The organism is Nostoc sp. CALU 1950 (genome assembly GCF_051172895.1).
GTDB lineage: Bacteria > Cyanobacteriota > Cyanobacteriia > Cyanobacteriales > Nostocaceae > Nostoc > Nostoc edaphicum_A.
This window is the reverse complement of sequence record NZ_JBDNJQ010000089.1, coordinates 12,268-33,744: the sequence shown is the minus strand read 5'-3', so window position 1 is coordinate 33,744 and position 21,477 is coordinate 12,268. Positions and strand designations below refer to the sequence as shown.

Here is a 21,477-nt window from a genome sequence, read left to right as displayed (position 1 = left end):
ATTTCTCACAAGCTTCAGGCGTTTGATGGAGCAGAGGGGCAGAGGGGCAGAGGGGATTGAACTTGGCACATTGAACTCTCCTCTGCTCCATCAAACGCCTACACAAGCTTTGAGAGGTGTGGTGAGAAATCCGGGCCTACTCCCTATTCCCCTAATGAGAATTCGGAATCAGCCGGCCACAGGGATAAGTCGCTGTTTGCTGTGAAGCACTTTCAGCAACTGCTGCTGGAACTTTATCCGATGGTTGAGTTTTGGCTGCTAGATAGTCTTTTTGCAGTTTATCTAAAATGGCTTCTCGCCTGTCGTACAGACGCTTCAGGGGACGAGGCTGGCATTTATTTAACACATACGCTGTCACCAGTGGTAGAGCGATCGTACTATCGGTATAACAAACGATTGTGTTAGGTAACTCATCCGGGTCAATCTTACCCCAACTGACAGCTTCCGATGGGGTTGCTCCAGATAAACCGCCTGTATCTGGACGCGCATCGGTAAATTGTATAAAGTAATCGTGTCCTCGTTCTTCTAATCCTAAGACCTCGTGAAGTTGCGGTTGAGTTTGTAGTAAAAAGTTCTTAGGGCTACCGCCACCGAGAATTACAGCCGCACTTTTACCTTCTGATTCACGGGCATTATATGCGATCGCTGCTGTCTCATTCACGTCAATTGATGGATCTATCACCAACTGCGAACCTTCTAATGCTAAAGCCGCCACGTTCATCCCAATTGAGCTATCTCCTGGAGAAGACGTATATATAGGTACGCCATACTCATAAGCTGTAGCTAACAAGCAAGAATGTTGCACACCCAATTGCTTTTCTACTTCTCGGACATATTTACCTAGTAAATGGTGAAATTCAGCTGTTCCCATCCGCTTCTGAAACGCTTCTCCTTGGAGAATTTTGCGGATGAACGCATCAGTTTCTAGCAACACATCGTAACCAAAGATAATGTCATAAATGCGGATCGTGCCTTCTTGGCGAAGTTTCACATCATCCAAAAATGGATTACCAGCAAAGAGTTCAAAACCCAATCCATAGTGCATATCGTGGTAAAGATTTGCACCAGTGCTAATCATCCAGTCAATAAAGCCGTTGCGAATTAAGGGCGCAAGCGCTGAAACCCCGAATCCTGCTGGCGTCATCGCACCGGAAAGGCTAACTCCCACCGTGACGCCTTCCGTTAGCACATCGCGACTCAGTAGCTGGCAGATTTCCCGCAACCGCGCTGAGTTGTAAGCGGTGAAGTATTGATCAATCAAATCCACCACATTGATATCATTTGATATAGGTGTGGGTGCGATTTTTTGACCCAGCTGTTTAGACATTTTGGCACTCCCGAACAGTAAACACGCCCGAATCTAATGTTATCTAGCTTTCAGCCAAAGTGACAGCAATACTTTTTGATCATTATCTTAAAAAAGGAAGTGGGGAGTAGGAAAATAAACCTTTTTCAGCCCTTTTGGGATTTTTCTATAACTAGCTGTCTTGAAATCTTATAAGCATTTCACAGGCACATTAGTCACATTACTGCGAAATTGCACCATAGGCTCACTAGCACCAAAATGTCCTGCAATTTGAGGTAACAGCATCTTTCGTTGTGTCGCCCACAGTAGACCACGTTTAGGAATTTGAAGGCATCCCCCTAGATAAGTTGCTTCATCTTCATTGTTTTGTTTACGTTTTGGTAATCCAGTTACAGGATCAAAGCCTACGGATTTATGATTCAGCAATACATGAGCTATTTCATGCATCAAATTTGATTCACGCCGTGTAAGTGCATGACGTGGGTTGTATACAATCCAGAGTGGGTGATCGCTTATAATCGCTCCTGACCACCCATCGCTAGCAAGTAGCAGTGTTACTTGCTCTGGCTCTAAATTCGGAACCCGATCGGGTGTAAAAAGTCTTGCTCCTAACTTGGTTGCTAGAATGTCTGCGGGTAACGGTTCAAACGATCGCACTCGAAGTAAGCTTCGTTGTTCAGTTGCGATCGCTTCACAGCGTTGCCTAAATTCCGGCGATAGACTTTGAATTAATGGCATATATTTAGGGATCTTGCTTCAATTCGCCATTATTTTGAGACAGATCACGATACGCTGCTTTGACTAAGGATGCTAAAGCATTAGCGATCGCTGGATCAAGATTTTTGTCAGCGCGTAGTTGAATAGCGATCGCTTCAGGCGTATCCAGATGATCGTCCTCTGAGCTTCTAAACAACTCCGCAGGTGGCACTTCTAGCCAGTTACAAAGTGCCAGAAAAGTTTCCATATCCGGCATTTTCCCACTCTCTACTCGTGAAAGAGTGGATGGACTAACATTACCAATATCCGCCGATGTTTCCCGTAGTCCTCTGCTGCCGCGTTTTTTGCGGACTAGGCTTGCTAACCGTTCTATATCTAGATAACTTCCCATTCCTTTGCCCCTGTCTTACAAAAGAATAAATTGCTTTTTATTTGACACAAAATAAATAATAATGTATGTTTTATAAAACAAATGTATCACGCTTGAAAAAGTTCGTGCTGTTAAAAAAATCCTCTAAATGAAGGATTACCTTCAATGGGAAGTAATGAATTTGATAATCTCATCCTTGGTTTAGCAGAGTTTGTCCGTCGAGATGGCAGATATCTATATCCTGAACTGCTCCGTCATGCTCTTAATAAACTAGCTCTAGAGTTAACTGCTGTAACATACCCACGGACTCTAACTGGTCTTTTAGCATTACTCGAAAAACCTGTAAAAACTTGGTATCCAGGGCGCTTACTGCCAAAAGAGTTTGACTCTGATTTTGGTCTGCTTTATGAATGGGGGTTGAGTGAAGAAGCAAGTCGATATTTATATGAGGAACTACTTGAAAAAACTAAGTTGTCAGAGTTTGCCACCACTTTAACCAAGCAAATTGCCATAGAGAATTTCCAGTTTCAGAGAATTTTGGAACGGTTACAAGAACTTTACAACAACGATAGCGATCCTGAGCGTGTTCAGCAGGAGTATGTTTTGCTGCGTCTATTTTTGATTGAGAATCCATACACAACTCCGGCACAGCTTCGCAAAATATTTTCCAAAACTCGACATATTGATATTCAAGAAGTTGGCGAACTCTACGATGAGTGTGAAGAAAATGAGCCTTGTTGGAATTGCGATCGCTGCGGCCCTTTGTTTAAAAAGTATGGAAAGTTACGTGGTATTAAACCTAGTGCTTGCAACGATCATCGCCAAAATTTGCCCTTTATTCGACAAATTACCTGGAAACAAGGGTTGCGTCGTCTGAAGTTTGGTATCCATTTGCGTATTTGTTTACCGGGTATACCTGAGATGCGCTTATTTAAAGTGTTGGAAGAACTTCAAAGCAAATACTCAGATCAGCTTTGTACCATCCATCTTTATCCAGGTATTGATCGCTATGACTTACAACTACGCTTTTGTGACCAATCAACCTGGGCTGTAGATATTAAAGATTACCGAAGCCCCTACAATTTAGCACTAAAGCTTACGCCTCTATTTGGTGAGGGCGATCTGCATTATGACGAAAGCTTTTATGTTATTCCCATCCAACGCCTGCAACAACGAGAGAACTACCTCGAAATTCTCCGTGAACAGGCGACAAAGCTGCCAAGCAGTACCCATCCTCTGAGTGATGCTGTATTTGAGGAAAGGGTTATCCATAAAATTGAGCAGTTGCGGGAAGGAAAATAGTTTATGAGCCAGATGAGCTTATTTGAAGTACCGACCGAGTTTCAAGACCGCCTCGAACAGTTGAAGGAAGCAGGTTTGGATCGTACTCAAGCTGAATTGTTGCTTCAAGTAGAGCTTGGCTTTGCTCTCATGGAGTATTTGGAAATTGATGATGAGCCAATCACCGCACCTTGGGCAATCTTGAGTGGAATGCCTTTGAGACATCCACGCTTACAGAATTTGAATGAGATGGAACGTCGAGCGATCGCCAATACTCGCCAAATAGTTCCCTTTTCTGCCCGTTTCGCTTGGTTAGGCGCACTGCGTTCTTATCTAAGGATTCCTCTAGATTGGCGTAACTATCACGAATTCACTCCGCAAAACTGGGATAGCTATATTATTAATGCTGCCAAAAATCTCCGGCATCAAGTTCATCAAGATTTGTATGAACGTTGTTTAAATAGCAATTTAGATTTCCGGCTTCGCAAAGTTAAACGAGTAGAAGCCGGAACCACTTATCAATTTGAGGCAAAGACAGGAGAAGAGACAGTTATAGTACCAGTCAGATTTACGCAGCAGCAGGTACTAAATGCACAAATACAGCCGTTACCTTGGTTTGCTACAACTCGTTCTCGGACTTCGTTTTCGCTTCGGATTTCAGATTTAGAGCTAGATGCAGCATGGATTGATGAGCGAGAAGAAACCTTAGCGCTTCAATATGCCTGGGATCAAACTGCTAGAGGACACTGGGTTGATCGCTTTCGCAAAATCAACTTCCACAAAGTTCACGAAAACGGAACACTGTTTCCGCAAGAGGAGCAAATTCTTGAGTTAGATGGCTTCACCAACATTGCAGGTATGGTTGCCTCTGGAAAAACGACGGTTTCGCAGTTGTTCAGTGTTAACATTCTGCGGCATCATTGCGATCGCCGGATCACATTAGTCGTTAGTGATGTGCAATCAGCGATTAAACTAGCGAATCAAATTAACTGGTGGTTTTGTAACGATCCAGAGAATGATCATCCAGTCGCAGTGCCAATTTTGGGGCGCAGTAAACGCGATGCACACCTTCAGAGTTTCTCTGCCTCAAAAGATTATCAGGAACATCGACAACGCGGACAGCCTCACTGGGGTGAACGTTGGCTAGGCACAGCTTGTCCTCTCCAAGGTCAGCTAAAAGAGCGTGATTTTATTCAACTTCTAGACGGCAAAGCTCTTAAAGCGGGAATTGAACCCTGTCATACTCTCAAAAAAATGCCTAAAAGCGATCGCAGCAAGCGAAGTAAAAACCTCGGTTCATCCTATTTGTGTCCATTCTTTGATAAATGCCCATCCCAACAGGTTTATCGTGATATGCCAAATGCTCGTGTTTGGATTACAACTCCTGGCGCGATGGCAATGGCAGGATTACCCCGTCATTTAGACTTGCGCCCGCTCAAAATCGGTGAACTCGTCAATGAACAATCAGATTTTGTGGTCTTTGATGAAATAGAAACAATCATCAAGTGGTTTGATGACACTTATGCTGAGGAGGTGGTTCTTACTGACGGTGGTAATAGCGGCGTTTTTGATGATATTGGCGTGAAAACAGAACAATTCTCAAAAACTAACCGTGTTATGCCTCCATCAACACAACGATGGACTGGAGCAGAACGTGATGCACAAAAAGCAATTACAGCAACATTAACCCTACTCGATAAACAGGTTGGACATCAATTTCTCCGAAAATGGGTAAAACGAGGTTACTTTACACCTAACTCCCTTCTGTTCAAATTTGCCCGTCGTCTTGCTGGATTGGAAGAATTTGAACATCCAGATACATCTGATGCGCTTTCACAAGCAAATGCTCGACTTGTACAGCCAATTGTGCGTTATTTTGATGCACTGCTCAACGAGGATGATCCGTTACGGATGCAGCCTTCATCTAACCCAAACCGAGATCCAGTCTTTCGCCTTGCGCGTCTTATGCAAGAAATCAATAGTACTGGAGAAAGTGCTTCAGATGAGAATATCTACAGGGCTTGCAGAGCTTGGATTATCGAATTTTTCCGAAATACAGAACGGCGTTTAGCGCAACTGCGAATAGAATTGGAGAATCGCAATCAAAATTTGCAACAATCAACTCAACAACAGCGACATTCACCGAACGGGGATGAGCCAGATGTAGATACTGTTGAAACATTGGCTTATCGCCTCCAATTTGCGCTGACGATCGCTCTTTTAGATCGGCACACTCGAATTGTTTTTTATGAATGGCATAATCGACCTCAATCAATCAACGATGATTCACCCCATCGTCGGATGCCTGCTGCAATGTTGAATATTTTGCCATTGCCTCCCACAGGACGACAGTTTGGCACTTATTACTCCAGAGGAAATGACGACAATAAAAGCTCCAGCAATAATGCGCTGACGTTGTTTGCCTACACCAATATTGGACGCTGCTACATTTTAAACTTTCATCGTTTATTAACAGATTTTAACGGTCAACGTGGCCCTAATGTGCTGGCACTTTCTGGAACATCCTACTTACCAGATTCTACCAGCTTTCACGTTGGTAATCCCCAAGGGGTTTTAATGCCAGAACAGGGAGCGAGAGATGCGATCGCTCAAAGCCACTTCAAATTTCTTCCCCAATTTGACCAAAAGAACAAACCCCTCCGCATTTCTGGTAGCCCCGAACGGCAGAAAATGGGCTTGTTTCAGGAAATAGCGCGATCGCTAGTTGGCAGCAACGGTACAGGCCATTTGGGGCAAGAACTCAGGGAATTAAAACGTCTTGGCGAAAATGATTTAAGTAACCATTGGAGGGATCGCGATCGCCTTCTTCTACTCGTCAACTCCTACGATCAAGCTCATTGGTCAGCAAACGAAATTCGCAATTGCTGGTCAAGTATGCAGGACTTTGTTTATCACCTAGTTCCTGACAATATAAAGACATACACGGAAGATGACTTTGATGAGCTAGCGAAATTTGCCAAACCATCTGATAAAGGTGCGCTCAATCGTGCAGACATTGAGACTTTTGGGCAAATTAAAGGAAAGATTCTTGTTGCTCCTATGAATGCGATCGGGCGTGGTTTCAATATTTTGAATGCCAATGGTAAAGCGGCATTTGGTGCTATTTACTTTCTGACTCGTCCATATCCACACCCACATGATACACAGGCGATCGCCCAAGAAATGAACCGTCGCGCTTTAGAGTGGGCAGATAGAGCAGACTTTCTAGCATGGCAACAAGGAGACGGAATTGTACAACGTGCAGAAAAGGTACGCCAATTAGCGGCGCGTTACTGGCGATCGGTTGAACAACGTTCCTACTATAAAACCCTGCGCGATAATCAGGAATTACTTGCTTTTCCCCGGTTCGATCTTGCTGCAACTACTGCTGGATTAGTTATTCAAGCCGTTGGTCGTCTTTTGCGTGGAGGTGTCCCATTTCGTGGTTATTTTGTCGATGCGGCTTGGGCACCTAAGAGTGCTGCGAGGATAGCTGATCCAGAATTATCTGAACTAGATACAGAAGAGACAAGTCTTCTGGTTGCTATGCTTCTACGAATCTGCGACTACGCCAGCGAGGAAAACACAGTGGGAAATGCACTTTACAAGCCTCTAGCCGATGCATTAGAAAAAATCGAAGACCTACATTGGTAAATTTTTTGTATAAAGGAATACATAATACCTAAAAAAGACGTGCAACCTCCTATTGTCTTACCTGCCAGAATGAATCTTGCAGAAGATGCTCTTACAGATTTGGAAATTGCGGTACTTGAGTTTCCATTTGCAGAAATTGTTGCGGATTTTCGTAACAGTATGGAAGAAGTTCTCTTATCTAATCGCAAGAAAAAGGTCTGGATACCATATCGACAGTTAAACAATGGATTGCTTGCCTGTGCATCAACATTGACACATGGTTTTGAATACTTTGGTACAGGCAATTATCGAGCTTTAGCTGTGGGAACGGTTGAAAATCCGTTGCGAGTTCCAACACCTGAGCAAATACATGAGTTAGTGATTATTTGGGCGCAGGAGTGGGCAAAGCAATTTGATGGTAAGGGGAAAACGGATCAGGTGAATAGTGTTTGCGATCGCTTACTTGAAAACATGGCAATAATTCCTACTAATTGGAATTGGCAACCTATTACTCCAAAAACGCTCATTCAAAACATCAATGCCGAAAAAGGACTGGGATACCAAGCCATTCCTAGTTTCTTGGCAACATTGCTGCATGAAAAAAAATGTATTATTCGCTCCGGGCAAAGAGAGCAAGAAATCCAGTGGCGCAAGGTACAAGGCGATGGCTCAGGTCGTACTGGACTATTCTTAGTCAGTCAAGCGTTTCCGGCACTGTACACAGATGACTATGGCAACGAAAGGGAAGGTTATTTTGTTTATCGCTTAGATTTTCGCGTTCAGACTCAAGCCGGACGATTCAACAAAAATGGCAAGCTTAAACCGTGGATTTTTTTGCATTTAAGTTGCCAACGATATGCTCATGAGCCATTAATTGAAACTAATTATGGTCGTGATATCTCTGTGCTGATGGGGATGAATGAGGAACGTCTATCTGGTTACGAAGTAGATTCAACTTTGATCCGTCTTACCATTGATAACAGTGGAAGAGAAGATAGTCATCTGTGGAAATTTCAATTACCAAATTTGCTAGCTGCATTCAAAGCGCGTCCCCTTGAAATAACTGATAACATTCGTTGCAACCCTTCTAGGTACGGCAATTTAGATAATCATCCTAACTGGAATAGAGATGAATATTATTTAGTTCATGCTGAAGGATACAAGTATGAACATGAAAACCATAAAAGAGGACATAGTATTAAACCAGGATTTAGTTTACAGGAACGCGGTGATATTGTTTCTCAAGTGTTAGAGCTTCTAGACGGTGTTTTAATATCAGATAATCCAATGCAATCTGATATTCCTGCTCCATCTGGTCAAAAAACACCCTTAGCGATGCGTGATTACGAATATATTTCTCAACCTCCAAATTTTACAAAACAACAAAAAGAAAAGCTGACTGAAAAAGAAATTAAGCAACGTGTAGATAACCGTCGTCAAGAAAGACAAACGATCATTGCTGATGCTATTAAGCGGGCATTGCAAGGAAAACCCACACATCTTTTTATTCTGTGGCGCGAACGAGATACCTGTGATGTAACTTACCAGACATTGCGTGATGCTTTCCTGCTCAATGAAGGAGAAGATTTTCCAGAGCATATCAAAGTATCATCTGTGTGGATTAACGATCCAAATCTTTTGAAACCCCTCGACACAGACGGACTTGCACCTAAAGATCGTCAGGAGTTTGATAACCAAATCCGCAAGCAGCATCAAATAAAACTCGATGCATGGCGCAACTTTTTGAAACATGAGGTTATTGCTTTAATTGACCCTACTACTAAGCCTTACTGTTTTGCAATCGTTGAGATTGGACAAACAAAAAAGAAGGGAGTTCATCCTAAACAAAGTATTTATAGAGTAGTTCGTGAAGCTTGTGTGTTAGAAAAAATCGGTTCTCAAATGGTGCAAACAGTTAAACCAAAATCATCTGACAAAGAAGATGAAAGCACAGATACATCGCCATCTTACAGCAAGAAGACAGAAGGACGTATTCTGAATGCTGTACTGGATGTAACACTACGCCAAGTTGGGGCACTCTATGGACTGCTCTCAGAAGTCTATGAAGGGGCAGGAATACCCAAAGAAATCGCCCAAAATCTAGATGTAATTGCCCTTTGTCGCCGAAAAGCTACTCAAGGTCAAGAGAATATTCACTATGCCTTAGCTGTTCGTCTGCGGGCAAATGGTGCAGTTGATGTGTTATTTCCCGATCGCAACAATTGGATTCCTTACGCACAGGTGGGGATTGAACTGGGACAGATTTTCTCACGAGTACGCCGCGATCGCAATTACAAAACAGTTCAGTTAAAAGGAATAGAGCTTGTAAAGTTTGCGGCGGATGTACTAACGCAAGTAAGCGAAAAACCCACCCTTGTCTTAATCGAAGCCGATGTATGGCGTAATGAACGTGGTGAAGAAAACGGAGGTCAAGCTTGGTTTCAACTAAAAAATGAATATCTCCTTGCAAAACGGGATATCTTAGACTTCCAACACGTTCCAGGTCATTCTTGTGTATATCCTCGTGACCATAACCAACTTGGGAACCTTCTAGGAATAATTCGCTTCCGCACTGGCGACGAGACAACTCAATACATCACCAATCGACAAACTTGGAATGAGAATTCTCCAGCACGAGATTTAATTCACTTAAGTGGTTTTTATGATACATCGATACCTGAGTTGCTCCATTACTTCTCTATTGGAAGATTACCCAAAACACAAAAAGCCCAAGATACCCCAACAGCACGCGAACTCTATATGCTCGACTCGCAAAATGACGAATATGGTGTAAATATTGCATTCAAGCACCAGCAGATGCTAGAAATATTACCCTTTTTCGTTCATCCAGATTTCCAAAAAACAGAAGAAAGCCTAAAATCACTTTGCCGAGTGCCACACTACTTACGAATCTCACCAGCGTGGTCTATGGGTAATATTCATTCACCATATCCAATGCATTTAGGCAAACAACTAATCAAGGATCACTTATGCATTCTTGGTGTAGAAGTTTGATTCAATAAGTAGTATTCTGCTTTTATTGACAAACTTGAGGAATAACTACATTTTTGACTAATTGGCTTGAGGCGAGACAAAAATAAATAGTTAGTGGAATTAACTAAATAACCCTTAGCAGTAGATGACAAAATCCCTCATAGCTAGCACATAGTAGTTTGAGGAATTTACGTTCTGTTGTTTTCCAAGAGTGACAAAAAAGGGCTATTCTTTCAAGCTAATTACCTTCTTTTTCTTCAACCATATTCCCAACAAACCAGATGTAACTGCTATTCCTCCAATAGTTGATGGCTCAGGTACAGGAACAGTCTCATATTTTACACTCACATTATCTAAGTAGGGGTTGCTGAAGAAGAAAGAAAAGCTTGCAGTCTCTAGATTATCTGACCAAAGAAGTATATTCAGGTGCAAGATAAGAGGGTAGAATAGCCCAAAATCCTTGCATCACCGTGACCAACAGTACTAAAGTGTACTGTTTGTAACCATGTACAGAAAACAGGGGCAAAATCCAATCTCAGCAGAAAACTTTGAACTTGCGGTCGGGGGAAAGTTATCAGAAGATAATCGTTGGGTGATTATGGCTTCTTTCATACCTTGGACAGAATTTGAAGAGGAATATTCTTCTTGTTTATCTTTGGAGATTGGGGCACCAGCAAAACCGTTTCGGATGGCATTAGGCGCACTAATCATCAAAGAAAAACTAGGCATAAGCGATAGAGAAACAGTAGAACAAATCCAAGAGAATCCTTATCTACAGTACTTTAGAGGGATGTCATCTTATAATAATGAAGCTCCATTTGACGCATCGATGCTAGTTCATTTTCGTGAAAGAATCAGTGCCGATTTAGTTAACAAAATTAATCAAGAAATGGTAAAGAAGATGCTAGAGGCTGCATCTTCGATTTGCACTGAAAAAAAAACAGACTCAACAGAAGAAAAAGAGGTAAGTGAGCTAAAAAATCGGGGAAAATTAATATTAGATGCAACTTGTGCGCCAGGTGATATTAGCTATCCGACAGATTTAGGACTATTAAATCAAGCTTATTGCAGACAGAAATAATTATCGACTTACTTTTTGAACAGATAAAGGGAACATTGGAGAAAAAGCCAAGAACTTATAGAGAAATTGCAAGAATTGACTACCTAGAAGTAGCGAAAAAACGCCGTGTATCTCAAAAAGATAGAAGAAAAGCAATAAAAAAGCAACTCCAATATATTAAAAGAAACTTATCGCATATTGACCAGCTAATTAGTTCTGGAGCAAGTTTAGAAAATTTAACTAATAGACAATATAAAATGCTGCTTGTAGTTGCAGAAATCTATCGCCAACAACTATGGTTGTATGAAAATAAAAAACAGAGTATTGATGACCGTATTGTTAGTTTAGCCCAACCACACATTCGTCCAATCGTCAGAGGCAAAGCCGGAAAAACTGTAGAATTTGGTGCAAAATTGTCAGCTAGTTGTTTTGATGGATTTGTATTTTTAGACCACATTAGTTGGGATAATTATAATGAATCAGGAGACTTAAAAGCTCAAGTAGAAGCCTTTAGAAATTATACTGGTTATTATCCAGAATCTGTTCATGTAGATAAAATTTATCGAACAAGGGAGAATCGCGCTTGGTGTAAAGAAAGAGGTATTATCATGAGCGGACCTCCTTTAGGAAGACCTCCAGCTAATATTAGTAAAGAAAAAAAGAAGCAAGATTTAGAATCCGAGAGGATTCGTAATTGTATTGAGGGAAAATTCGGGACTTGCGTAAAAGAAGATTTAGTCTTAATCGAGTGATGGCGAAACTGTCTCATACTTCTGAAACGGCAATTGCTATTACTTTTTTAGTCATGAATCTTTCTACTCACCTGTCACGGGTTTTTTATGCTTTTTTATGTCTATTTTTCAAAAATAGACTTTTTTCAAAGTTTAATATAACTGAAAATTATAATTCAGCTATTTATTGATAGTATCAAGCTATCTTTGACCTTCCTTGCATAACTGGTCAACCCTTAAAATTGCTGTTTCATGACTTTTTCAGCAACCCCTAAGTATAAAAAACCATAGCTAGCTCTACCACCCAACTTTAACTCTGTACAGAGAAGCCAGGGGATATGGACAAATGTGATTTAGTGAGGGTTTTGGCGTAAGTCATACGCATAACAAACTATGGAAACAAATGGCCAATCACAATTGCTAAAAGTATTAGCGTGATTAGCCGTTTATTATTTCCACGTAGAATTACACAAACAGCGAGTGAAATGTATTTAGTGATGAAATAATATCAGTTAAATAAGTTTATTACCAACTTTTTTGGTTATTACTCCCTGACACAGATAAGTAAACTAATTCTTGTAATTCTGTTATCACAAGGATTAATCGGAATTATTGGCGTAAATACAGTTAAATTAGCTTTTACCAACTTTTTTGGTAAAAGCTAACTGGATTGATACTGATGACAAACGATCGCATCTAGAAGCGCTTGTAAATCATCCACCCAGAAGATGTACATATAATTCTTTATTGGTATAAAAATATATATAAACTTTTATACTATCAATAAAAAATTTAATTTGATATAAGCCTAACGATAGATAGATTTTATGTAAACATGGTTTAGATTTGTAACAGGTTACACAGAACTAGGTAAAACACATGGCCAACATAATTGACACTGCCACTAATAATGGTTCTTTCAAGACACTAGTTGCAGCAATCGAAGCGGCTGGTCTGGTAGATACACTAAAAGGCACTGGCCCATTTACTGTCTTTGCACCCACTGATGCAGCTTTTAATAAGCTTCCAGCAGGTACAGTAGACGCGTTACTGAAAGATATTCCTAAACTCAAGAAAATCTTGACCTATCATGTTGTCTCAGGCAAAGTGCTGGCTGCTGATGTGGCTAAACTGAAGACAGCTAAAACAGTTGAAGGTTCAGATGTAAAAATTGATGCTTCTAATGGCGTCAAGATAAACGATGCAAAAGTTGCAACCGCAGATGTTGCTGCTGATAACGGTGTCATCCACGTAATTGACACAGTTTTGATTCCTGCATAAGCAAACCTCACAATAGCGGATGCTATTTGTAGGACGGCGACTACCTAATAGTCGTTTCTCTATTACAGTCTGGTTGAATGTTTTTTAGTAAACACCAACTACCAACAAATCCATCTAGACAGCATCTAGATGGATTTATTGTTTTATTGGTGTAAGGACGTTGCAATTGCTAGTCTCTCTTTATTAGATGTAATCAAATTTTTAGTTTTGCCAAACCCAAATAACGGATACCTTCGGGGGAAATGTCAAAACGGCAAGGTAAGACTTCTAAACCGAGAGCGATCGCATCCCGTAATAATTTACCATAGACAGGATCTGTGCGATCGCCAGGAGAGAACTCAGTACAATCATTACGATTGATAAAATAAAGCATCACTGCACGAGTTAGAGGTAGTAGCGCCATCAGTTCTCGCAAGTGCTTTTGTCCTCTTGTAGTCTCGGTGTCAGGAAATAAAGCTAATCTCCCCTCAGACAAAGTTGTATTTTTCACTTCTAAATAAATCGGGCGTTCTTCATCACTCCCCGTCAAGAAAAAATCCACTCGACTTTTTTTATCTAACCCATAAACCACTTCGCCCTTGATTTGGCTATAGTCGCCCAATTCTGGGAAAAGGTGTTTCGCCAAAGCTAGCTTCACCACCCGATTGGGCAAAAAAGTATTTATGCCTACCCAAGTCGGCTCATTATCATGTACCTGAATTAGTTCTAAAGTGTAAGCCAATTTGCGGTTAAGATTATCGCTTTTGGAAAGCTGTACCGCACTTTGGGGAGTCGAGACTCCAGTCATCGGCCCTGTATTGGGACAGTGTGCTGTAACTATCTCGCCAGAAGTAAGTTGAACATCAGCAAAAAACCGCTTGTAGCGTTTTAGCAGAATACCTGGATATAAAGGTGGGTAACGGTAAAGCCAATCTATCATTATGAAACCTTGTTGCTGCTAGTCAATATACGTCGATTCCTTACCCACCGAACCCATATCTGCAAATCTTTTCAGCAGCTACTCTTCCCTGTGAGAGAATTTGAGTAACTTCATATATCATGGATTGTCAATTTTTGTAGTTAAATTAACAACATAGCAATAAAAAGTATCATATACTAAGTATTATAAGTCTCCCATAAAAAATCCGGGAGAATTTCAATATGCAAGGAGGTAAATCCTATGCAAAAAGTGTGGACAGCAATGGAATTAGAATATGCTTTTCTCTTTACTCTTAGAAAAGTAAATTCGATAAATCTAGAAGGTTTCAAACCATTTTTTAGTAATATGCCTGTTGATCCTTATATCAAAGGTAATTATCGTTCTAGAAGATTATCTCGATTCACCGTTTCGGGAAATAAGTTAATCAAATTACCTCATGGCTACTTCTTTCAAAGTAAAGAACATAATCCATTGTTGGGCGATATAAAAAGAGAGTTTGCAGAATTAGATGATGCACTCATAGAGCTTGAAATTTTTAGAAATCTTGTTTTAGCATTTAGTGATTCTTGTAAACTTCATCCTGAAGCTGAAATCGGAGTTCATCAAATTAGAATTAGTTGTTCACCAAATAATTTTAGTAATCCAGCGCCTGAAGGTATCCATCAAGATGGTACTGATTTTATTGGCATATTTTCCGTAGATAGAGATAATATTCAAGGTGGAGAAACACATCTCTATACAGCCAAAAAAGAAAAACCTGTGTTTAGCAAAGTTCTAAATCCGGGTGAACTTTTATTGGTAAATGATCATGATTTTTTCCACTTCACCACTCCTATCAAACCACAGATTGATGCTCAGGGAAGTAGGGATGTTTTTGTGCTGACTTCTCCAAGTTTGCTTTCGGAATAATTTTAGTCAACTGTAAATATTTTACAATCTACGAGATATGGGGAATTGAATGTAGTCATTTCCCCAGCTTTTTTATTTGGAATCGGAAATAATCTGACTGAGAGTGGTTTATTCAACTTGATGGCTAAAGTTGCCATATCAATTAATAAAGCTGTAATTTTTTCTATAGTTATATCGCCTGGAATCGGAACTGTATCCAGTCCACAGCCACAAACTGCTGAATATAATAATAAATTTGTAATATCATAGGTTTGCTCATTAGCTCTTGCAGCTAGTCCAACATCTTCACAAACTGGAAGCATTAGTCCAGAGTAACCACAGATTTTTACTGATACGCTTTTCAATACACGAGTCAGCATCCCAGAAATTGCAAGAGTTCCTGAATGTCCAAACTTACCACTCATCAATTTTTCATAAGCAAAAGCAATACTATTTTGTTTGTCTAAAGATGGAGCTATAGATGTATCAATTCCTTTATATGCTACGTTAAACTTATCAGATATTTTTTCAGCAATAGCTGCAATTTTATTTAATTCTAATTCTAAAATTAAGTGTAGGTTTTGCTCTGCTGTTGTAATATTGTTAGCTTGTGAGAATGCTTGCATTACCAAGTCGCCTAACTCTAAGCCTATAGCAAAAGATGTATTGCCTGTATGGTATGCAGTAGGAAAAAATGGAATATCTGGCTGGCAGTTTGCCCATACACAAAAACGAAAGTTGCCATAGCCATTTTCACTTTCTTGGGAAATACGTTTAATAGCTTTAGCAGATTCCCTCGCATTCTCAAAATTGATGCCATTTTCCCTATCGCCAATTTTGCTAGAGCAATAAATAATCGATGTATTTTTGTTGATATCTGAAATCATATCTATGGTTTCGGGTTTGCTGGCATAACCAATATTGAAAAAGCTGATATTCTGATTTTGGCAAAGTTGTTCTAGAGTTTGAATTTTATTGATAATTTCGGTTTTGGAGAACTCTTGCAGATATTCTTCCCAGGTATTAGTGGCAATTCTAGTTGTTTGTACCTCATATCCTTGTTTTTCAAAAAAAATCTGCGCTTGCCGATTAAATTCAGCAGCTTGCTTAATTTTTTCCTGCTCTTGTAGGGATTGAAGTGATATACCTGTTGTAATAGTTCTAATTTTCATTGGTATAAAATTGTTATTGATATTTGTACTAAATCTACCTCCAAAACCGTTGTGTGTTGGTTTTATTTCACAGAAAACATGAAATTAAGCAAAGCCACGCCGGATACTTAAAATATTAAGGGTGAGTGCATAGGTTAGGCTATGAAGCAAGCTTGCTGGAATTCAACTAACTGAATCAACCAAACAAATGCCATGAATGACGAATTCTACAATAGAGGATTGGAAAAGGCTAGGCGAAAAGACTACGCTGGAGCAATTGAGGAATTTAACCATGCTTTACAATTGACACCTTACTTTAGCGAAGCTTACTTGCAACGGGGTTTGGCATATTATGACTCAGGAGCAGTCCTTAAGGCTGTTTCAGATTATACCGAAGCCCTGAAGCTGAATCCTGAGAGTGTAGAGGCATATTATTGTCGTGGATTAGCCAGGGTGGCGCTGAAAAATTTGCCGGGGGCGCTGGAGGATGTGGAACGGGCTATTCGTCTTAATCTCAATTATGCTGCTGCTTATAATCTACGGGGGATGGTGCGGCGCAAACAGGGTTATATTCAAGATGCGATCGCTAACTTTAAAAAAGCTGCACAATTATATCTAGAACAACAGGATAAAGAGAATTGTCGTCTGTGTCTGGAACTAATTAAACAGCTACAACCCCCAGAAAAATCTGTTGTACAGCAACCACATTCCACTAATGCGCCAATTTTATCCACAAAGGAATATTTCACGCAATTATTAGACAAGGCTGAAAAAGGAGATACCCAAGAGGCACTCGCCGATTTAAACTGGGTATTAAAAGCCGATCCGCAAGATGCCCAAGCTTACTGCTGCCGTGGTGTTGTCCGTTGTAAAATGGGAAATTATCGAGAAGCGATCGCAGATTTTAATCAAGCATTGCGACTAAATTTCCAAGATGCCATTGTCTATCGCAACCGAGGCAAAGCCCGTTCTGTATTGGGAGATCATCAAGGAGCGATCGCAGACCTTAATCAAGCACTCCAAATACAACCCGAAGATGCCTTAGTTTATATTGCCAGAGGTAATGCCTATCGGGCAATGGGCAATTATATCGATGCAATTCAAGATTACACCCAAGCGCTGCAAATTAATCCTGATGATGCTCATGCTTACTACAATCGCGGTATTGCCTATACTTGCTTAGAAGAAATGCAAAACGCCGTGGAGAATTATCAACAGGCGGCGAGTATTTTTTGTGAACAAGAAGATTGGGGAAATTATCAACAAGTTTTAAGTAGCCTAGAAAAAATCCAGAAATTTAGTCCAGAGTCAAAAAAGCAAAAATATAACCTGCTACGTCAGCGACTTTTACGAATGGTGGGAGGATATTGGGAAATTGCCGAACGATTGATTGAGCAAAAGCAAGATTACTATCCTGGGATGTCAGACGAGTGGTATTTGCAAAAAGTGATTGATGATTTAGAACGCGATCGCGGTAGATAAAATATAAATGCCACTACACACGTAAATTCACCCATACACGTGTACGGGTGAATATGCGATCAATCACTTCTGATATTAAACGCGCCCTATATTAACAACGTTTTAAAGTTTAGTTAGAAGTGCGACTTTGACGGCGACGACGCAATCCAAACATACTAACTGCTCCCACTGCGAACATTGACAGAGTAACAGATGGTTCAGGAACGGTAGCACCAATTAACTCTCTAACATTTGCTTCGCCGATATCAAGAACGACAATAACATCATTAAAGTCACGGTCAGAACCTTCGTTCGACTTCCCAGTTGCAGCATCTACCCCTGAAGCGTGTAAACCACCGTATAAATCCTCGAATGCCAATATGATGTAGTTGTTGTAAGCATAAGCAACGGCGTGCTGTAGTCCGTCAGCATTAGAAGCAGTTTCAGTACCAAATATATTGGCAGAGTTACCACGGTTGAGACCATCAGCTCTCAACCATAAGTCGAGTTGAGTACCTGCGGTAACATTGCCAATATTGACCCCATCACCAAATTTTAGGGCATTACCGCCCCAACCACCAACACACCCGTCTCCTTCACAAGAAATATCATTAAAAAGCAGCCCAGACTTGTTAGTGGTTCCTGTGGCATTAAAGGCTAACTGGTTTCTATAACCTGCGCCCTCATTGATAAAGTAAACAGAAACATCATGGTCGTATTTTAGGTTTAATTGAGTGGGGTCTAATTTAAATTGTCCGCTGTTTGGGAGAACAACGCTTTCAGCTTGGACAAATTGTTGAAAAGGAGTGTCGTTAAAACCAGTTTGAGATTTATTGTATACCGTTGGTTGAGTCCAGGAACTATCCCAGCTAAAATCAGCAGCAGATGCAGTTTCTACTTTGGAAACTAATCCGGTTAAGGTAGCTGTAGCGGCAATCAAGGCAGTGAGTAAATTAAGTTTCATATCAAGAGTCACTAGTAGGGAAAACAATTTAGATAATGCTCTTGGGAGCAGCTATCTGTGTTCTGTCGTCTCTTACTTCTAACAGCTATTCTTCTGCAAAGTCAATTGATAATTTAGCCTTTATTGGTATATTCAAATAGCTCTTCATCTAAAGTAATTCCACTTAAAAAAGACTATTCTATATCAGTTAATACACTGTTATTAGTACTTAGAACTTAAACTGATAGATGATGAAAAATTTATGAAAAACTTATACTTATTATGAAAATAAGATGTGCAATTTCTCTAGTAAAAAGCTAAAAGCTTAATCTATAAGAATTTTCATTTGAATGAGATAAATAGGTATGGGTGTACTGTCGTGTGTGTCAACTTAAGCCTTGGCGAAGGTTATTCGCCGCTATACAAACAGAGTTTATCTCCGTACCTAAGTTGATAAACTTAGGTACGGAGATCAAGTCAAGGAAACCTGATTAAATAAGTTTATAGTCAAGACTGAAGTCGTTGCCAGAAGCACTGGAGTGTTTACTACGTAACACACTTTCGTTGACTTGATGAAGTAGTATTAGTCTGTCAACCTCCACTGGGGTATCGTCAGAATCTGTAAGTTCTGCCAAGGATGGTAGACAATCTGGAGGTTGTATTTTAGGATGACAGTTCTTGCTTAGACTTGATGAATATATTTTAAGGTTAAAATAATCAAGCTTTTCCAGAGCTACATTCCCCTTCTCCCAGATAAAATTTATATATGAATGCTACACAAGAACAACTAAAAGAGCAGGTTGAGCAGGCTTTAGTCGCGGCTTTTGGCGCTGACTTCGCTGGAGTAGATCCAATTTTGGTTCCTGCTAGCAATCCTAAATTTGGGGATTATCAGGCGAATGTGGCTTTATCCCTGAGTAAAAAGTTAGGAAAGCAACCAAGAGCGATCGCAGGTGCGATCGTTGAGAAACTAGATGTATCCGAAATCTGCGAACCGCCAGAAATCGCTGGCCCAGGATTTATCAATCTAAAACTCAAAACGGCATACTTAGAAGCACAACTCAATGCGATTCAAGCAGATCCCAGACTAGGAGTTCCAGCCGCGAAAACGCCGAAGCGGGAAATTGTGGATTTTTCCAGTCCGAATATTGCCAAAGAAATGCATGTTGGACACTTGCGTTCTACAATTATTGGCGATGCGATCGCTCGGATTTTAGAATTTCAAGGACACGATGTACTGCGGTTAAATCATGTAGGTGATTGGGGTACGCAGTTTGGCATGTTAATAGCCTATCTCCGGGAAGTTTACCCAGACGCGCTTACTACCGCAAATGCTTTAGATATTGGTGATTTAGTCTCTTTTTATCGCAAAGCCAAACAACGCTTTGATGCAGATGAAGCTTTTCAAGAGACAGCACGCCAAGAAGTTGTCAGATTACAAGCAGGTGCAGAAGATACATTCCATGCTTGGAAACTGCTGTGTGAACAATCACGTAGGGAGTTTCAAGTAATTTATGAGTTGCTGGATATCAAGTTAACTGAACGCGGAGAATCTTTCTATAACCCTTTACTATCTGGCGTTGTAGAAGATTTAGATAAATCTGGATTACTGGTAGAAAACCAAGGCGCAAAATGTGTTTTTCTGGAAGGGTTTACAAATAGAGAAGGTGAACCTTTACCCTTAATTGTGCAGAAATCAGACGGCGGTTATAACTATGCCACTACAGATTTAGCATCTCTCCGCTACCGGATTCAGCAGGATCAAGCAAAGCGGATAATTTATGTAACCGATGCTGGACAAGGAAACCACTTTGCCCAATTTTTCCAGGTAGCACGCAAAGCCGGATGGATTCCTGATGATGTGGAATTAGTCCATATTCCCTTTGGGTTGGTGCTAGGAGAAGATGGTAAGAAATTCAAAACTCGTTCTGGGGATACTGTTCGGTTGCGAGATTTGTTAGATGAAGCTGTTTCTCGTTCCTATGCAGACTTAAAAACTAGATTACAAGAAGAAGAACGTCAAGAAACTGAAGAATTTATTAATGAAGTTGCTAGGGTAGTTGGCATCAGTGCAGTTAAATATGCAGACTTAAGCCAAAATCGCACCAGTAACTACATCTTCAGCTACGACAAAATGCTGGATCTCAAAGGTAATACTGCGCCCTATATGCTGTATGTTTATGCGCGGATTCAGGGGATTAGCCGCAAGGGTGATATTAACTTTCAGGAGTTGGGAAACAATGCTGTCCTGTTGCAGCATGAAACAGAATTAGCACTGGCAAAATATTTACTTCAATTGGATGAAATTATTAGTAGTGTAGAGCAAGACTTGCTGCCCAACCGTTTATGTGAGTATTTGTATGAACTGAGTAAAAAGTTTAATCAGTTTTACGATCGCAATCAGGGAGTTCAGGTGTTAGAAGCGGAGGAACCACAGCGGACATCCCGCTTGGTTTTATGTGATTTGACTGCTAGAACCCTGAAATTGGGACTATCTTTGTTAGGAATTCAGGTATTAGAAAGAATGTAAAATCATCTAGATGAGATTTTTTAACGCAGATGCACTTCGCCTTACCGCAGGGTAGTTACGCAGAGTAAGAGTTAGTTAAAGGTGATTTTTCTTTGTGTCTTTTGCGGTTTGTTAATAAGTAATCAAGCCGGAATTTTCCTATACCGTTTATAAAAATCTTTGCAACAAATTAATCGGCTGTAGGGACGCAAAATTGTACGCCCCTACCAACA

Annotated in this window: 14 protein-coding genes and 1 pseudogene; 8 read left to right on the top strand and 7 right to left on the bottom strand. The window is 40.4% G+C overall.

The genetic code is table 11. From position 1 onward, the window contains the following. Positions 1-151: 151 nt before the first annotated feature. The 3 genes from ABF638_RS22580 to ABF638_RS22570 all read right to left on the bottom strand — a co-directional run bounded on the left by ABF638_RS22580 (position 152) and on the right by ABF638_RS22570 (position 2,414). Positions 152-1,327 carry a homospermidine biosynthesis protein gene (locus ABF638_RS22580; RefSeq protein ID WP_435025216.1) on the bottom strand — a complete coding sequence of 392 codons (1,176 nt, stop codon included), beginning with the start codon at positions 1,325-1,327 and terminating at the stop codon, positions 152-154. 168 nt (positions 1,328-1,495) lie between these two features. Continuing rightward, the gene (locus tag ABF638_RS22575; protein WP_435025215.1) at positions 1,496-2,044 is read right to left on the bottom strand and encodes an ImmA/IrrE family metallo-endopeptidase; all 549 of its coding nucleotides are present in this window, start codon (positions 2,042-2,044) and stop codon (positions 1,496-1,498) included. A 4-nt stretch (positions 2,045-2,048) separates the two neighbouring features. Then, positions 2,049-2,414 carry a helix-turn-helix domain-containing protein gene (locus tag ABF638_RS22570; RefSeq protein ID WP_435025214.1) on the bottom strand — a complete coding sequence of 122 codons (366 nt, stop codon included), beginning with the start codon at positions 2,412-2,414 and terminating at the stop codon, positions 2,049-2,051. A gap of 144 nt (positions 2,415-2,558) precedes the next feature. On the opposite strand from ABF638_RS22570, the gene ABF638_RS22565 reads away from it, so the two are divergent. From ABF638_RS22565 to ABF638_RS22555, 3 genes are read left to right on the top strand one after another with little or no spacing between them, the layout of a single operon-like run. Continuing rightward, the gene (locus ABF638_RS22565) at positions 2,559-3,695 is read left to right on the top strand and encodes a hypothetical protein (RefSeq protein WP_435025213.1); all 1,137 of its coding nucleotides are present in this window, start codon (positions 2,559-2,561) and stop codon (positions 3,693-3,695) included. Positions 3,696-3,698: 3 nt separating this feature from the next. After that, positions 3,699-7,328 (top strand): hypothetical protein, encoded by a 3,630-nt coding sequence (locus ABF638_RS22560; RefSeq protein WP_435025212.1) that lies wholly within the window; start codon positions 3,699-3,701, stop codon positions 7,326-7,328. A gap of 39 nt (positions 7,329-7,367) precedes the next feature. Further along, a complete protein-coding gene (locus ABF638_RS22555; RefSeq protein WP_435025211.1) occupies positions 7,368-10,322 on the top strand; it encodes an RNaseH domain-containing protein in 2,955 nt (984 codons plus the stop codon). A 204-nt stretch (positions 10,323-10,526) separates the two neighbouring features. Here the strand turns inward: ABF638_RS22555 and ABF638_RS22550 are convergent, their stop codons facing one another. After that, positions 10,527-10,649 carry a PEP-CTERM sorting domain-containing protein gene (locus tag ABF638_RS22550; RefSeq protein ID WP_435025210.1) on the bottom strand — a complete coding sequence of 41 codons (123 nt, stop codon included), beginning with the start codon at positions 10,647-10,649 and terminating at the stop codon, positions 10,527-10,529. Positions 10,650-10,806: 157 nt separating this feature from the next. Between ABF638_RS22550 and ABF638_RS22545 the strand changes: the two are divergent. Next, a pseudogene (locus tag ABF638_RS22545) lies at positions 10,807-12,283 on the top strand (IS5 family transposase). Between the two features lie 688 nt (positions 12,284-12,971). Continuing rightward, complete coding sequence (locus ABF638_RS22540; RefSeq protein WP_435025209.1) at positions 12,972-13,373, top strand: fasciclin domain-containing protein; 402 nt, start codon at positions 12,972-12,974, stop codon at positions 13,371-13,373. Positions 13,374-13,566: 193 nt separating this feature from the next. On the opposite strand, the gene sfsA is transcribed toward ABF638_RS22540, so the two are convergent. Then, positions 13,567-14,292, bottom strand: coding sequence for a DNA/RNA nuclease SfsA (gene sfsA, locus ABF638_RS22535; RefSeq protein WP_435025207.1), 726 nt, complete (start codon positions 14,290-14,292; stop codon positions 13,567-13,569). Between the two features lie 240 nt (positions 14,293-14,532). On the opposite strand from sfsA, the gene ABF638_RS22530 reads away from it, so the two are divergent. Further along, positions 14,533-15,201: a 2OG-Fe dioxygenase family protein gene (locus tag ABF638_RS22530; RefSeq protein WP_435025206.1), complete on the top strand. Its 669-nt coding sequence runs from the start codon at positions 14,533-14,535 to the stop codon at positions 15,199-15,201. A gap of 2 nt (positions 15,202-15,203) precedes the next feature. Here ABF638_RS22530 and ABF638_RS22525 read toward each other — a convergent pair whose 3' ends face one another. Then, positions 15,204-16,352, bottom strand: a complete 1,149-nt coding sequence (locus tag ABF638_RS22525; RefSeq protein WP_435025205.1) for a DUF711 family protein — start codon at positions 16,350-16,352, stop codon at positions 15,204-15,206. A gap of 192 nt (positions 16,353-16,544) precedes the next feature. Here ABF638_RS22525 and ABF638_RS22520 point away from each other — a divergent pair, with 192 nt between their 5' ends. Next, positions 16,545-17,813, top strand: coding sequence for a tetratricopeptide repeat protein (locus ABF638_RS22520; RefSeq protein WP_435025204.1), 1,269 nt, complete (start codon positions 16,545-16,547; stop codon positions 17,811-17,813). Positions 17,814-17,922: 109 nt separating this feature from the next. On the opposite strand, the gene ABF638_RS22515 is transcribed toward ABF638_RS22520, so the two are convergent. Continuing rightward, complete coding sequence (locus ABF638_RS22515) at positions 17,923-18,756, bottom strand: DUF4114 domain-containing protein (RefSeq protein ID WP_435025203.1); 834 nt, start codon at positions 18,754-18,756, stop codon at positions 17,923-17,925. A gap of 745 nt (positions 18,757-19,501) precedes the next feature. Between ABF638_RS22515 and argS the strand changes: the two genes are divergently transcribed. After that, positions 19,502-21,265: an arginine--tRNA ligase gene (gene argS / locus ABF638_RS22510; protein ID WP_435025202.1), complete on the top strand. Its 1,764-nt coding sequence runs from the start codon at positions 19,502-19,504 to the stop codon at positions 21,263-21,265. Positions 21,266-21,477 lie beyond the last annotated feature (212 nt).